This is a genomic window from Streptomyces sp. NBC_00631 (assembly GCF_045206895.1).
GTDB lineage: Bacteria > Actinomycetota > Actinomycetes > Streptomycetales > Streptomycetaceae > Streptomyces.
This window is the reverse complement of the sequence record NZ_CP107734.1, coordinates 179,640-193,944: the sequence shown is the minus strand read 5'-3', so window position 1 is coordinate 193,944 and position 14,305 is coordinate 179,640. Positions and strand designations below refer to the sequence as shown.

The following is a 14,305-nucleotide window of genomic DNA, read 5'->3' as shown; positions in this document are numbered from 1 at the left end:
TCGGGGCATTCGCCCCTGCATACCGGGGCAGGACCCCTCGCCCCGCCAGCGGTCGGGACGTCCTCGATTCGGCTGTGCATCTGCGTCGCCAGGGCCCCTGGGTCTCTGACCGGCCCTACTTCTTCCTGAGGACGATGTCGAAGCCTGCCGACGTCCACGACCCTTCCAACCGACGGCTGTCCGGAGTCGGTGTTCCCGCCCGGTGGCGGTCGAAGGGGCGGATGAGGGACTTCTTCACGCCGAACACCGAGTCGCTGTCCAGACCCGGATCGCCCGCGACGAAGATGTGCGTGATGAGCGGGTGGAAGCCGGGTGCCGTCACCTTGAAGTGGAGGTGCGAGGCCCGCATCGGTGAGCGGCCGGCGTGCTGGAGGAGCAGGCCGACGGGGCCGTCGTCGGGGATCGGGTACGGCGTGGGGGTGAGCGCCCAGAACCGGTAGCCGCCCTCGGCGTCGGCGAACAGGTGCGCGCGCCCGGCGAGGGCACCGTCGTCGTACTGGACGTCGTACATGCCGTCGTCGTCGGCTTCCCACACCTCGATGCGGGCCCCAGGGACCGGGTTGCCGTCCGTGTCCGTGACCGTGCCGTCGACCCACGACGGCTCGCCCTTCGCGCCGCCCGCGATGTCCCCGCCGAGTTCGATCTCGGGGGAGTCCTGGACGAAGAAGGGGCCGAGGACCGTGGACTCCGTCGATTCGGCGAGGCCCGGTTCGTTCACCGCGACGGTGAGCATGGAGATGCCGAGGACATCGGAGAGAAGGACGAACTCCTGTCGGGTGTCGGTCGTGATGTGACCGGACGCGGTCAGGAACTCGATTGCCGCGCCCCATTCGGCTTCGGTGAGCCGGGTCTCGCGCACGAAGGCGTGGGCGTGCCGCACGAGCGCCTGCATGACGTCGCGGAACCGTTCGTCCTTCGCGGTGTCGAAGCTCGCGACGACCTGGTCGGTGAGTTCTTGTTCCGTCGTCTCAGGCATCTCAGTCATCAAAGTCGCTCTTTCGTACCAAGGGGGGTGACCGGCACAGGCATCGGGGTGTCGCCCCGGTACGCCCGGCCCAGCAGATCCCGCGTCTCGGCGCGGGTGACCTGGCGCGGGTTGGAGTCCGGCACTTGGGCCATGACCAGGTCGGCGGCCCGCTCGAGTTCCTCCTCGGCCAGCCCCAGCTCGCGCAGCGAGGACGGGGGGTCGAGCTGCGAGTAAAGGGCGAGCAACGCGCCGAAGGGGTCGCTGTGTTCGTCGAGCGCCGCTCCGAGGTAGCGGGCCGCTTCGGGCGCCGCGGGGAGGTTGAGGCCGATGACGTGCGGCAGGACCACCGAGTGGAGGGCGGCGTGTTCGAGGTCGTAGGCGCCGCCGAGGACGTGACACACCTTGTGGTGCAGCCCGGAACCGGCTCCCGCGAAAGCAACCGCGCCGAGGTAGGTGCCGAAGAGGATCTCTCGGCGGGCCGCGACATCCTGGCCGTCGGCGACGATGCGGGGCAGTGCGGATGCCAGAGAGCGGACGCCCTCGACGGCCAGCGCGGAGCTGATCGGATTGTGCCGGGGCGCCCACCACGCGTCGACGCAGTGGGCGAGGGCGTTGAGGCCGGACGTCACCGACAGCCTCGTCGGCAGCGACAGCATGAGTGTGGCGTCGTAGACGACGACCCGGGGGAGCACCTTCGGGTCTACGCCGGTGCGCTTGTGGCCGTCCTCGGTGAGGCCCCAGACCGGGGTGGCCTCGGAACCCGCGTATGTCGTGGGGACGGCGAGGATCGGCAGCCCGGTGGTGAGCGCCGCCGCCTTGGCGGTGCCCGTTGTCGACCCGCCGCCGACGCTCAGCAGCAGGTCGGCCGTGTGCTGGTGGGCTGCGGTCCGCACGGCCCGCGCCACCTCGGCCGGCACGTGCGGCCGGACGCCGCCGAAGACCGCCACGACCGGGATGTCCTTGCAGATGTCCTCGGCCAGGGCCCGCTCCCCGTCGGCCGCGATCACCAGGACCCGGCTCGCGCAGAGCCCCGCGACCGCGGCCGTCACGTCCTTGCGAGCCGTGCCCGAGCCGAAGACGACCCGCTGGCCCCAGGACTCGTAGACAACCGGCGAAGGAGCGAGGGTCATGCCTTCACCGCCCGCGCCCGGGGCACGGCGCCCGCTGCGAACGCCCCGACGAGCGCGGGGACGGCGAAGGCGTAGAAGGCCCACTTGACGTCGGCGCCCGAGGTGAGGACGAACGCGCCCAGGGACGGGCCGGCGATCGCACCGAAGCGGCCGATGGACAGGGCCCAGGCGAGGCCGTTGCCGCGCACGGCGTCCGGATACCTCGTCACGATGAACGCGTTGCCGAGGATCTGCGAACCGATGAACCCGAACCCGCTGATGAACATGAGCACGAACATGACGGGCGTCGGCGGACGGGTGCTCATCGCGATCAGGCTCACCGTGCCGACCAGGAACGCGACGACCACCACACGCTTGGCGCCGAGCGCGTCCGCGACCCGGCCGCCGACGATGGCCCCGACACCGACGCCCAGCCACATCGCCGCCGTCTGCAGCAGCGCCGAGCCGAGGGAGAAGCCGGCGGCCTGCATGATGCTGGGCAGCCAGGTACTGATGCCGAAGACGAGCAGGAGTCCGCAGAACGACATGGCCCAGAAGAGCAGGGTCGACACCGCGAGGCCCCCCGTGAGCAGCGATCCGAGGCCGAGCATACGGCCCGGGTCCGACGTCGGCGCGGCATCCGACGGGGCGAGGCCGAGCTGCTCCTCCACCGCTCTCGCCTCTACCGTGCGGCCTGTGCGGTTGAGGTGGAACGGGCTCTCCGGGAGCCGGAGCACGAGCGGTATGGCCAGGAACACGGGGAGCACGCCGATCACGTACAGCCAGCGGTACGAGACGTCGGGGAGCAGGGCGGTGCCGAGCAGCGGGGAGAGCAGGGCGCCGGCCGCGTAGCCGCTCATGACCAAGGTGACGTTGCGGCTGCGGCGGCCCGGCTCGCTGAGGTCGGCGACGTAGGCGTTGATCGTCGGCAGTACGACGCCGAGGCCGAGGCCGACGACAAGGCGTCCGGCGCCGAACGAGGGGACGCCACCGGCGAACGTGCAGACTGCCATCCCGAGTGAGAACACGGTGGCGCCGGCGAGCAGGAGTCGGCGTGGGCCGGTGCGGTGGAGCAGGGCTCCGGCGAGGGCGGCGCCAACCAGCATCCCGATGCCGACGAGGGAGCCGATGGTGCCGGCTTCGGCCTTGTCGATGCCGAGCGAGGGGTCACCGAGGATCGCGGGGACGCTGACGCCGTACACGGCGAGGTCGTATCCCTCGAGGAACGTGACGACCCAGGCGGCGATCAGAATGAACATGCTCACCGACCCTCTGCGGACCTGCGGGCGGACGGCGGCGGGTGCGGTCATGGCCGGATCCCTTCTCCAGCTGTGGCAGGAGCCTGTACCGGCTCGACTGCTGAGGAAAGTGTGGTCAGGAGCGCCGAGACGTCGAAGAGGACGCCCACGGTGCCGAAGATGTAGAAGTCGGGCCGCCACAGCACGGCTGCGCGGCCGGTCTCGTCGAACCAGCGCCCGTAGACGCCGCCGACATCGGTGATCCCCTCCGTGGTGAGGCGGCGGTCGGTGAGGTGGTGGACGGCCACGCCGAGACGGGCGGCCGCTTCCGTGGTCGAGGCGTCGAGCGAGGCGCCGTCCCGGCCGTCGACGAGGAGCACGAATCCGCGTCCGAGGACCTGGTCGAAGAGCCCTTCGGCGCCGCGCGACTCCACCCGGCCCTGCGGCATCAGGTGCCCGGCCTGCGCGGACTCGTCGCGCAGGCCGGGGCCGAGGCCCGGGAAGCGCATCTTCTCGGGGCGCCCGTCCGCCTCGCGCAGTGCGATCAGGCGTGCGTCCCGCTCGGCGGCGGCCACCGGATCGCGCATGGTCTGTACCCGGCCGAGCTCGATGCCCTTGGCGATGATGGCCCGCACATGCGGTTCGCGTTCGCTCTGGTAGGTGTCGAGGAGGGCGTCGTCGGCGCCGCGCAGTACGGCGTCGAGTTTGAAGGCGATGTTCTGGGCGTCGCGAATGCCCGAGCACATGCCCTGTCCGAGGAACGGCGGCATCTGATGGGCTGCGTCCCCGGCGAGCAGGACCCGGCCGCTTCGCCAGCGCTCCGCGACGAGCGAGCGGAACGTGTACGTGGCGACGCGGACGAGTTCGGCCTGCGAGCGGTCGACGTAGTCGGCGACCCGTGCCCACACCCGGTCGGGCTCTCGTTCGACGGGGAAGGAGTCCGCCGAGTCGAGCATGAAGCTGAACCGGTGGTGCCGGGGGCCCAGCGAGATGATCGACACGGGCTGCTTCGGGTCGCACACCTGACGGGCCTTGGGAATGTCCGTGGGGCCGCTCAGGCGGAAGTCGCAGACCATCCACGGCTCGGAGAACCCGTAGTCCTCCTGCCCGGTGCCGAGCCAGGTGCGGGTGAAGCTGTTGCCGCCGTCGCAGGCGACGACGTACCGGGCCGAGACAGCCGTGTCGCTTCCCTCGACCTGGATCTCCACGCCGTGGTGCGTGTTCCGCAGGCCGTTGACCCGGGCGTCCATGCGGATCTCGACGTTATCGAGACCGCGGACCAGGCTGTCGAGGGTGTCCTCCAGGTAGGGCTGGTACATCATGTACCACTCCGCCCAGCCCTGGCCGCCGACAGCGGCGAAGTCGTGCTCGATGAGGAGCTCGCCTGCGCCGTTGCGCCACTCGTAGTTCCGCTGGACGTGCAGGGTGGGCAGCAGATCGAGGGATATGCCGAGGCGGTCGAAGGTCCGCATCGTCTCGTCGTCGAAGATGGCGGCGCGCGGAAGGTTGTAGAGGGTCGGGTAGCGCTCCAGCACGACCACGTCGTGGCCTGCCTGACCGAGCAGCGCCGCGGTGGCCATGCCGACGGGCCCGTACCCGATGACGGCGACGTCGTACACGTGCGTTCCCTTTCGCTCAGACACCCGCGAGCGCGGGCGTGGTGGTGAGGCCGAGGAGCTTCTCGGCGTTCTGGTGGCCGATCTTGAGCCGGTCGGCGTCGCTGATCGGCGCGTTCCGCAGGAACGTCGTCGCCGTCTCGATGTCCTCGAAGGGGTAGTCGGTGCCGAAGAGGATGTGGTCGGCGCCCATCGACAGCAGGGCGGTGAGCAGCGGGGCGGGGGAGCAGACACCGCTGGTCGTGATGTAGAGGTTGTGCCGGATGTACTCCGAGGGGCGCCCGCGCTTGAGCTCGATGCCGTGGTGCGCGTGGAACTCCCAGCGGGAGTCCATGCGCCACATCACGTACGGCAGCCCTTCTCCCATGTGGCCGAGGAGCAGCTTGGCGTTCGGGAAGTCGTCGAAGACCCCGCCGAAGACGAGCCGCAGGGCGTGGGTGGCGGTGTCGATTCCCCAGCTCCACATCGGGCCGACGAGTTCGGGGTGACCGGAGAGCACGTGCGCGGTGTCGACGCCGTTGGCCGGGTGCAGATAGAGCGGTACGTCGAGGTGCTCGGCGCGCTCCCAGACGACGCGCAGGGCGGGGTCGTCCAGGTACCTGCCGTGGGTGTGCGCGTTGACGAGTGCGCCGCGCAGGCCGAGCTGGGTGACCGCGCGTTCCAGTTCGTCGGCGGCGGCCTTGGGGTCCTGCAGGGGCAGGGCTGCGAAGCCGGAGAAGCGGTCGGGGTGCTCGGCGATGACGCCGGTGAGGAAGTCGTTGACGGTGATCGCCTGGCGTACTGCGGCCTGCGGGTCCTTCTCCGCCTGGAGGCCGGGGGAGTTGAGTGAGAGCACCTGCATGTCCAGGCCGGCGGCGTCCATGCCGTGGAGGCGTTCCTCGGTGAGGTCGAGGAGCCGCCGGGAGGCCTCGGCCCACGCATGGGGCTGGGCGATGGAGGCGGTGGAGGTGCCGTGGCCCACCAGGTCGGGGGTCACGAAGTGTTCTTCGAGGCCGATCAGCTTCATTGGGGAGTTCTCCTCGGGGGATGTAGTACGCGGGTCTCGTACACGGGCTTCGTTCTGCGTTCGAGGTCCGGTACGCAGGCGGGGTACGGCGGCGCCCGGCTCGGTGTGAGGGGCTGGGGCGGATGAGATGCGCGGGTGTGTGCGCCGAAGCAGGAGTGGCTTCGGGCGGCTGCGAAACGGGCCGCCGGTGTGCCGGGAGCAGTCGGGGAAGCGCGACCCCGTCACCGCTCCCGCAGTTCACCAGAACGTAATGCATTCCGCAATAGTGAATGTAAGATCTGTTGTATCGGCCGCCTCGATAGGCTGGCTGCGTTCATGCACCGGCAGGGAAGAAGGCTGTGCTGTGACCACGACTGACCCCAGGGAGAACGGGGAACGGCAGGGCATCCAGTCCGTCGAGATGGCGATGAGGGTCCTGCTGGCGCTGGAGGGCGGCGGCGGTGCGCTGAGTCTTTCGGCGATCGCGCAGGCGAGCGGTATGCAGCCCAGCAAGGTGCACCGCTACCTCGTCAGCCTCGGCCGCATCGGTCTGACCTCGCAGGATCCCGCCTCGGGTCTCTACGACTTCGGGGCCGCGATGCGCCGTATGGGCGCCGAGTCACTGCGCCGCACCAACGAGGTGGCGGTGGTGAGCGGCCACGCGGTACAGCTCCGCGACCGCACGGGCCACTCCGTGAACCTCGCGGTGTGGGGGGACCGCGGCCCGATCGTGGTGAGCTGGGCGTACGGCACCCGCCCGCTGCCCCTGACGGTGCGCGTCGGCGCCACCCTTCCCCTGCTCACGTCGTCCGTGGGACAAGTCTTCCTGGCCCACCTGCCCGAGAGCCTCACGGAGGAGGTGCTGGGCGAAGAGCTTCGCGGCAAGGAGGGGGAGTGGACGAGCGAGCGCCTCGCCGCCACCCGGGCGCAGATCCGCGACGACGGACACGTCGTGACGCACAGTGGCGTCATCCCGGGCATCATCTCGGTCGCCGCGCCCGTGTTCGCGGCAGGCGACCCCCTGCCGCTCGCCGTCTCCGTCGTCCTGCCCGAGAGCCTGGGCACACCGGACCACCTCGCCGAGGTGACCCAGGAGCTGTGCGACACCGTGGCCGCTGCCTCGCACGAGCTGGGACACCTGGCGTAGAGCCCCGCGGCCTGTCCGGCGGATCATGCCGAAGACACGGGGCATTCAACCCCCAGCGACGCGGCCATCGCGCTCTTTGAGCGGCCCGCGTACGAGTGGACGTAGATCGACAGCTCCGCGACGACCAGGTCCCTCGGTCCCGGACGCCGCGCTACCCATGGAGAATCAGGAGAAACCGCCATGGAGAATCTCATGACGCTCAAACCGCCCAGGACGAGGAAAACCGTCATCACTGCCGGATCAGCGGGCGGGTTTCTCTCAAGTCAGGGAGCACCGGCGCAGCACATGCCGGCGGTAGCGCACGCCGGGCAGCAGCCCGCACCTCCCAGCGGGCATCGGACAGGTCACTCGGATACGCACGACGGTCGGCCATGTCCTGGATGTACCGCCGGCCGGGGGCGTGCGCCCAGGCGTGTGTCGTGCCTGGCGGAAGCACGGAACAGATGCGGGCGTCCTGGAATGAGACAGGCACAAGCCAACTCGTGCCCCAGAGGACACACCGTCCGCCTCAGGAAGCAACACCACCCTGGCGGCCCCACCTGCACCAGTTCATCGGCGGGTGCAATAACGGAGCTATCGCCGCACTGGGGATGAAAACGACCCTCTGGCCTGGCCTTTTATGCTGAGCTCCTGATGGTTGGTCAGCTTGTGGAGCGGCTGTCAGGGAAAGGGAGCGCGAGGGGTGCGCATCGGGGTGTAGGGCGTCAGGACGCCGGCCTGGGCTTTTTTCGTTGATGCCGGTTCTCTCGTTCAGGACTTGTGACGCCCGGGGCGCGGGGCGCCTCCGCTCGGTGAGGTGTCGGTGTCGGAATCGCAAGGCGATCCGGCTCAGGAACGGTGACCATGCGGCGCTGCGTCGGCCTCCGCGCATCGGAGTCCCAGCTGTATGCAGGCCAGCAGGGCCACCTCGATGTCCAGACGGTTCTCGATGAGCGGGTGGCCGAGGATCTCCTCGGCCTTGCGTACGCGGTAGTGGACGGTGTTCTTGTGGACGTGCAGGCGTGCGGCGGCGTCGGTGAAGCTGCCTTGCGCGTCGAGGAAGACCTGCACCGTCTCGCGCAGGCGGACCGTGGCCTCGTCGCCGCGCATGAGACCGCCGAGCACGCGCTCGGCCCATGCCCTCACATCGGGGAGGTGGTCGACGAGCAGGCCGGCGAGAGCGACCTGGGAATGGAGGACGAGCGCGGGCTCCGGGCCGGCCCCGGTGGCGGCGACGGCGCGGGCACGCTGCGCGTCCCGGAACGTCTGCCGGAATCCCTCGAGCCCGGGGGATGGTTCGCCGATGGCGATGTGGAGCTCGGGGTGTTCACGGAGTTCGTCTTCGAGCCGCCCGACGTCGAGGCCCGGCCTGCCGGTGGAGGAGAACCATGCCCAGCGCGTCTGCTCGTCAGCGGAGATCGTCAGAGGGGCCTTGCCGGTGGCCGCGGCCAGCATCGCCGTCCCCGCGCCGAGCCGGGAGGCGACCTGGTCGGCCGGTCCGGGGCCGGACCGGATGATCGCTGCCAGGTGCCAGCCGCGCAGAGACGTCGACAGCATCTTCTCGGCCGAGGCGAGGTCGAGTCCGTCGGTGTCGAGCACGGCGCGGACCTGGGCGGCGCGGGTCGCGTCGGAACGGGCGTCCCAGCGTCTGCGTTCACTCTCGTAGATGTCGATGACACCCTCGATGACCTGGTCGATGTAGCTGTTCGTCAGGAGCGCGATCCGGCTCGCCGCCGCCAGCGCCTCGTCCGTGGGCAGATCGAGGCGCCGCAGAGCGGTCACGGCCCACTGCACGAACATGTGCTCGCCGAGGCGGTAGGCCCGTAGCAGCCCCTCCAGGGACAGGTCGTGCTGGGCGAAGCGGCGGGCGTACTCAGCCGCGGCCGGAGGCACCGTGATGTCGCCGAGGGAGATGTTCAGCGCCAGCATGTCGACGATGGCCGTCAGGTTCGAGGAGGTGCTGGCGACCATCAGCCGCCGAACGGCGTCGTCGTGGCGGAACTCGGGAATGACGTCGACGAACATCGAGGTCATCTCAGTGGTGAGCTTGTCCAGATCAGCCTGGATGCCCTTGGCGGTATCCCGCACGATCTCGTCGACATGGACGCTCATACCGGGACGGTACCCAGGGTCCTGTCCGAAAAGTACCCGGCGGCGCGGCGGATCCCGCCGGACCGCACACCGCACGTGAGCCGGGTCTGCTCATGTGCCCGTGACTTCCGGTCGCCCGTCTCCGTCTTGTGACGGCGGCACAAAGCATCGGCCCCGGGCTGGGACGCAAGCCCATGGCCGGCCGAGTGCGACTCCCCTACCTTTTTCCTCACTACCTTCGTCTCGGCGCGCTCAATGGTGAGGAAACGTGCTGCACATCGCAGAATTGCCGGATGTTCGGGCGGCCCGGAATCCCACGGGCCCCTGTATCGAAGACGACCATCAGCGACTGAACAATCAGGAATTCCTGGAGCGGGTCCGGAGCACTGCGGCTGCCCTGCGTTTTCATGGAATAAGCGCCGGCGATGTCGTGGCGGTGATTCTGCCGAATCGCCTGGAACTCGTCGTCATCATGTTCGCGGCATGGCGGCTGGGCGCCGCGGTCACGCCGGTCAATCCCGGGCTCACCGACGCGGAGGCACGCCATCAGATCGAGGACTCCGGCGCGAAGGCGGTGATCGCCGGCGATGCCCACACCCTGGGGACACTGGACCTGACCGCCGTAGCGGAGGCATCGAGCACGGCTGAGGACGCCATCGCCCTCGCATCGGGCGCCCTCGCTCTGATCATCTACACGAGCGGCACCACGGGACGCCCGAAGGGGGTGATGCTCGACCACGCCAACATCGCCGCCATGTGCCGGATGCTCGTCGAGGGTCTCCATCTGGACGAGACCGACCACAGCCTGCTGGTCCTGCCACTGTTCCACGTCAACGGGATCGTGGTGAGCGTGCTGTCGCCGCTGCTGGCGGGCGGGCGGGCGACGGTCGCGGGCCGGTTCAGCGCGTCGACCTTCTTCGCTTCGGTCGAACGCGCCCGGCCGACCTACTTCTCGGCGGTGCCGGCGATCTACGCCATGCTGGTGGCCCTACCCGACGAGATGCGGCCGGACACCTCGTCGCTGCGCCGGGCGATCTGCGGGGCCGCGCCGATGCCCGCCGAACTGATCACCCGGTTCGAGAACCGGTTCGGCGTGCCGGTCGTCGAGGGCTACGGCCTGTCCGAGGGCACCTGCGCCTCGACGCTGAACCCTCCCGGCGGACCCCGCAAACCCGGCACGGTGGGCCTCCCTTTGCCCGGTCAGACCGTCGCCGTGATGGACAGTGAGGGCAACCCGCTCGCCGACGGGTCGGCGGGCGAAGTGGTGGTGCGGGGCCCGAACGTCATGCGGGGCTACCTCGGACTGCCGGACGAGACGGCCAGGACCGTCATCGACGGCTGGCTGCACACCGGCGACGTCGGGCGCTTCGACGCCGACGGATATCTCGTCCTGGTCGACCGCATCAAGGACATGATCATCCGGGGCGGGGAGAACATATACCCCAAGGAGATCGAGAACGTCCTGCACACCCATCCGGCCGTGCTGGAGGCCGCAGTGATCGGCGCCCCCGATCCGGTCCTCGGAGAGGTCCCGGTCGCGCATGTCGTGCCGCTGCCGGGCGCGGTGGTCACCGCGGACGAGCTCATCGAGCACTGCTGTGGCTCGCTGTCCCGGATCAAGGTGCCGGTGACGGTGTTCGTTACCGACGCCCTGCCGAGGAATCCGGTGGGGAAGATCGACAAACGGCGCCTTCGCTCGTTCGCCGCTTCATGAGATTCGCTCATTCGCCGCTTCATATGAGCTGACGCGAATCATTCACCCGAACTGTTTCAGTGTGCGGTTCGGTGCGCTCGAAAACCGTCGCAGAGAAAGGCCGGAACAATGGGGTTCAAAACAGGTGACTTTCCGCCCGTCGAGCAGGAGGAATTCCTGGAGAAGCCGCTTCAGGAACGCCTGAGAACTCTGGCCCTGCACTGGGTGGAGTACGGCTTCGGTTCGCCGAAGATGATTCCGGCGACCTATGTGGTCAAGGTCCTCTTCCTCCACGTCCTCGCCGGGACCGCCCTGGCGACCTGGACCTCGGGCGTCGGCCCGTTCTGGGATGTCACGCACTGGTGGAACGAGCCGGTGGTGTACCAGAAGCTGGTGCTGTGGACTGTCTTCCTCGAAACGCTCGGGGTAGCGGGGTCGTGGGGCCCGATCGCCGGCAAGTTCAAGCCGATGACCGGCGGAATCCTGTTCTGGGCCCGGCCCGGCACCATCCGGCTGAGGCCGTGGAAGCGGGTGCCGTTCACGGGCGGGGACCGTCGCACGGCAGGCGACGTACTGCTCTACCTGGCCTTCCTGCTGTCCCTGCTGCCGGCGGTCGTGCTCCCCGGCGTGCCGACCGAGTCCCTCACGCAGGCGCTGCCGGACAACACCTCCGGGCTGGTGCGTCCGGCCCTGCTCATCGCGCCGATAGTCCTGTACGCGCTCAACGGGCTGCGGGACAAGACGATCTTCCTGGCCGCCCGCGGCGAGCAGTACCTCCCAGCATTGGTGTTCTTCGCCGTGCTGCCGTTCACCGACATGATCCTCGCTGCGAAGCTGCTGATCTGTATGGTCTGGATCGGCGCCGGGGTGTCGAAGTTCGGGCTCCACTTCACCAATGTCGTCTCACCGATGGTCTCCAACAGCCCCTGCATTCCGTCGAAGCGGATCAAGCGGCTGCACTACCGGGACTTCCCGCGTGACATCCGCCCGTCGAAGGTCGCGACCTTCATGGCGCACGTCGGCGGCTCGACCGTCGAGATCGTCACCCCGCTGGTGCTGCTGTTCTCCACGAACCGCTGGCTCACGCTCGTCGGCGTGGCGCTGATGGTCGTCTTCCACCTCTTCATCACCTCGACGTTCCCGCTGGCCGTGCCCCTGGAGTGGAATCTCCTGTTCGCCTACCTCTCGATCTTCCTGTTCCTCGGCTTCCCCGCCTGGGACGGGTACGGCGTCGGCGACATGTCCTCGCCCTTGCTGGCCGCCGGGATCGCGGCCGGACTGGCCTTCTTCCCGGTCCTCGGCAACCTGCGCCCGGACCTGGTGTCCTTCCTGCCCTCGATGCGGCAGTACGCGGGCAACTGGGCCTCCGCTCTGTGGGCCTTCGCGCCGGGCGCGGAGGAGAAGCTGAACTCGCTGCCGCACCGCCCGACGCAGAACCAGGTCGACCAGCTCCAGGCGATGGGCTACCCGGCCGCGGTCGCCGAGATCACCATGCAGCAGACGATCGCCTGGCGGTCGATGCACAGCCAGGGCCGCGGCCTGTTCTCGGTGCTGCTGAAGAACCTTCCCGACCTCGACGAACGCACCGTGCGGGAGGCGGAGTTCGCCTGCAACTCGCTGATCGGGTTCAACTTCGGCGACGGCCACCTGCACAACATCGATCTGATCAACGCCGTGCAGGCGCGGGTCGGTTTCACCCCGGGGGAGTGGATCGTCGTCTGGGTGGAGTCGCAGCCCATCCACCGCGGGACCCAGCACTACCAGGTGATCGACGCCGCGCTCGGCGTGATCGAGCGGGGGACGTGGAGGGTCGCCGACGCGGTCAAGGAGCAGCCCTGGCTGCCGAACGGCCCGATCCCGCTCGATGTCACCTGGACCCGCGAAGACGCGACGCACGCAACACATGAGACGCATGACGAGGCACACGAGACAGTGGAGAGCAGGACGCCATGAGCACAGCGGTAGTGGTCGGTGCCGGACCCAACGGCCTCGCCGCCGCCGTCGCCCTCGCCAGGGCGGGCGTACAGGTCACGGTGGTGGAGGCGGCCGAGGACATTGGCGGCGGCACGCGCTCCGGCGAGGCGATCCTTCCCGGACTCCTGCACGACCACTGCTCCGCTGTCCACCCGATGGCCGTCGGCTCGCCGTTCCTGCGGGAACTCGGCCTGGACCGCTACGGGTTGACGTGGGCGCTGCCGGAGATCGACTGCGTCCACCCACTCGACGGCGGCGCCGCCGGGGTGCTGCACCGCTCTGTCGCCGAGACCGCCACGGGTCTCGGCGCCGACGGCCGACGCTGGCGGCGGCTGTTCGAGGGTCCGTCATCGTCGTACGACATCCTGAGCGACGACATCCTCGGCCCACTGCTGCGCATCCCACGCCACCCCGCACGCCTCGCCCGCTTCGGCATCCCCGCGCTGGCCCCCGCGTCGCTGCTGGCGAAGACCTTCGCGACCGAGGAGGCCAGGGCCCTGTGGGGCGGCGTGGCCGCACACGCCTTCCACCCTCTCGACCGGCCGCTCAGCGCGAGCATCGGGCTCGGCATCCTCACCGCCGGACACCGGCACGGCTGGGCCGTCGCGGAAGGAGGGTCGCGCCGCATCACCGATGCCATGGCGGCGCTGCTGCTGGACCTCGGCGGAAAGATCGAGACCGGCGTCCGGGTACGGTCGGTCTCGGACCTGCCCCCCACGGGCGTGACCGTCTGGGACGTGGCGCCCACGGCTCTGGCGGTCATCCTGGGCGACCTGCTGCCGCCGCGCGTCGCCCGGGCCTACCGTCGATTCCGGTACGGCCCGGGGGCGTTCAAGGTCGATTTCGCGGTCGAGGGTGGGGTCCCCTGGACCGCCGAAGCGGCGCGGCGGGCAGGCACCGTCCACGTCGGCGGCACGTTCGCCGAGATCGCCGCCACCGAGCGCGAGATCCACGCCGGACGGATGCCCGAGCGGCCGTTCGTCCTGGTCGGCCAGCAGTATCTGGCCGACCCGTCACGGTCGGTCGGCGACGTGCACCCGGTGTGGACGTACGCCCACGTCCCGAACGGCTACACCGGCGACGCGACCGAGGCGATCACCATCCAGATCGAGCGGTTCGCCCCGGGATTCAGGGACCGGATCGTCGGCACCGCCCCTCGCACGACGCCCGGATTCGCCGCGTACAACCCGAACTACGTCGGCGGCAACATCATGACCGGCGCCAAGGACATCCCTCAGGTCATCGCCGGACCACGACTCACCCTCCAGCCCTATGACACCGGCCTGCCCGGCCACTACCTGTGCTCGGCGGCCACCCCGCCCGGCCCCGGCGCCCACGGCATGTGCGGTGCCCACGCCGCTGCCCGAGCCCTGCGCCACCTACGCGGATGACGTGCCGCACCACATACCGACCCCATCCACAAGAAGCCCCGAGGTCTTCAGCAAGGCGTTCGTCTGCGACGGCCTGGACCGGGCGTCCTCCGTCCCGGGCCTCAACGGCATCGGC

General features: G+C 69.6%; 10 protein-coding genes. 4 read left to right on the top strand and 6 right to left on the bottom strand.

Going from position 1 to position 14,305, the window contains the following annotated elements:
• Positions 1 to 115: 115 nt before the first annotated feature.
• The 5 genes from OHB00_RS01005 to OHB00_RS00985 are packed head-to-tail and all read right to left on the bottom strand — an operon-like array spanning position 116 to position 5,936.
• Positions 116 to 985: a dioxygenase gene (locus OHB00_RS01005; RefSeq protein ID WP_406430271.1), complete on the bottom strand. Its 870-nt coding sequence runs from the start codon at positions 983 to 985 to the stop codon at positions 116 to 118.
• The gene (locus OHB00_RS01000; protein WP_406430269.1) at positions 985 to 2,097 is read right to left on the bottom strand and encodes a maleylacetate reductase; all 1,113 of its coding nucleotides are present in this window, start codon (positions 2,095 to 2,097) and stop codon (positions 985 to 987) included. Before OHB00_RS01000 ends, OHB00_RS01005 begins: the two co-directional genes overlap by 1 nt.
• On the bottom strand, positions 2,094 to 3,386 hold the full coding sequence (locus tag OHB00_RS00995) for an MFS transporter (protein ID WP_406430267.1): 1,293 nt from the start codon (positions 3,384 to 3,386) through the stop codon (positions 2,094 to 2,096). The genes OHB00_RS01000 and OHB00_RS00995 overlap by 4 nt, the downstream gene beginning before the upstream one ends.
• Complete coding sequence (locus tag OHB00_RS00990) at positions 3,383 to 4,933, bottom strand: bifunctional 3-(3-hydroxy-phenyl)propionate/3-hydroxycinnamic acid hydroxylase (protein WP_406430265.1); 1,551 nt, start codon at positions 4,931 to 4,933, stop codon at positions 3,383 to 3,385. Before OHB00_RS00990 ends, OHB00_RS00995 begins: the two co-directional genes overlap by 4 nt.
• Before the next feature lie 16 nt (positions 4,934 to 4,949).
• Positions 4,950 to 5,936, bottom strand: coding sequence for an amidohydrolase family protein (locus tag OHB00_RS00985; protein WP_406430263.1), 987 nt, complete (start codon positions 5,934 to 5,936; stop codon positions 4,950 to 4,952).
• A 343-nt stretch (positions 5,937 to 6,279) separates the two neighbouring features.
• On the opposite strand from OHB00_RS00985, the gene OHB00_RS00980 reads away from it, so the two are divergent.
• Positions 6,280 to 7,062 carry an IclR family transcriptional regulator gene (locus OHB00_RS00980; RefSeq protein WP_406430261.1) on the top strand — a complete coding sequence of 261 codons (783 nt, stop codon included), beginning with the start codon at positions 6,280 to 6,282 and terminating at the stop codon, positions 7,060 to 7,062.
• Between the two features lie 828 nt (positions 7,063 to 7,890).
• Here OHB00_RS00980 and OHB00_RS00975 read toward each other — a convergent pair.
• The gene (locus OHB00_RS00975) at positions 7,891 to 9,153 is read right to left on the bottom strand and encodes a helix-turn-helix domain-containing protein (protein WP_406430259.1); all 1,263 of its coding nucleotides are present in this window, start codon (positions 9,151 to 9,153) and stop codon (positions 7,891 to 7,893) included.
• A 247-nt stretch (positions 9,154 to 9,400) separates the two neighbouring features.
• Between OHB00_RS00975 and OHB00_RS00970 the strand changes: the two genes are divergently transcribed.
• The 3 genes from OHB00_RS00970 to OHB00_RS00960 all read left to right on the top strand — a co-directional run bounded on the left by OHB00_RS00970 (position 9,401) and on the right by OHB00_RS00960 (position 14,190).
• The gene (locus OHB00_RS00970; RefSeq protein ID WP_406430257.1) at positions 9,401 to 10,846 is read left to right on the top strand and encodes a class I adenylate-forming enzyme family protein; all 1,446 of its coding nucleotides are present in this window, start codon (positions 9,401 to 9,403) and stop codon (positions 10,844 to 10,846) included.
• Between the two features lie 108 nt (positions 10,847 to 10,954).
• Entirely contained in the window at positions 10,955 to 12,778 is a 1,824-nt protein-coding gene (locus tag OHB00_RS00965; RefSeq protein ID WP_406430255.1) for a DUF3556 domain-containing protein, read from the top strand.
• Positions 12,775 to 14,190 (top strand): phytoene desaturase family protein, encoded by a 1,416-nt coding sequence (locus tag OHB00_RS00960; RefSeq protein ID WP_406430253.1) that lies wholly within the window; start codon positions 12,775 to 12,777, stop codon positions 14,188 to 14,190. The genes OHB00_RS00965 and OHB00_RS00960 overlap by 4 nt, the downstream gene beginning before the upstream one ends.
• Positions 14,191 to 14,305 lie beyond the last annotated feature (115 nt).

Bases quoted from the DNA above. Each gene is read 5' to 3' on its own strand.
- OHB00_RS00985 (WP_406430263.1), bottom strand. From the start codon at position 5,936: ATGAAGCTGATCGGCCTCGAAGAACACTTCGTGACCCCCGACCTGGTG.
- OHB00_RS00995 (WP_406430267.1), bottom strand. From the start codon at position 3,386: ATGACCGCACCCGCCGCCGTCCGCCCGCAGGTCCGCAGAGGGTCGGTG.
- OHB00_RS00960 (WP_406430253.1), top strand. From the start codon at position 12,775: ATGAGCACAGCGGTAGTGGTCGGTGCCGGACCCAACGGCCTCGCCGCC.
- OHB00_RS00975 (WP_406430259.1), bottom strand. From the start codon at position 9,153: ATGAGCGTCCATGTCGACGAGATCGTGCGGGATACCGCCAAGGGCATC.
- OHB00_RS01005 (WP_406430271.1), bottom strand. From the start codon at position 985: ATGACTGAGATGCCTGAGACGACGGAACAAGAACTCACCGACCAGGTC.
- OHB00_RS01000 (WP_406430269.1), bottom strand. From the start codon at position 2,097: ATGACCCTCGCTCCTTCGCCGGTTGTCTACGAGTCCTGGGGCCAGCGG.
- OHB00_RS00965 (WP_406430255.1), top strand. From the start codon at position 10,955: ATGGGGTTCAAAACAGGTGACTTTCCGCCCGTCGAGCAGGAGGAATTC.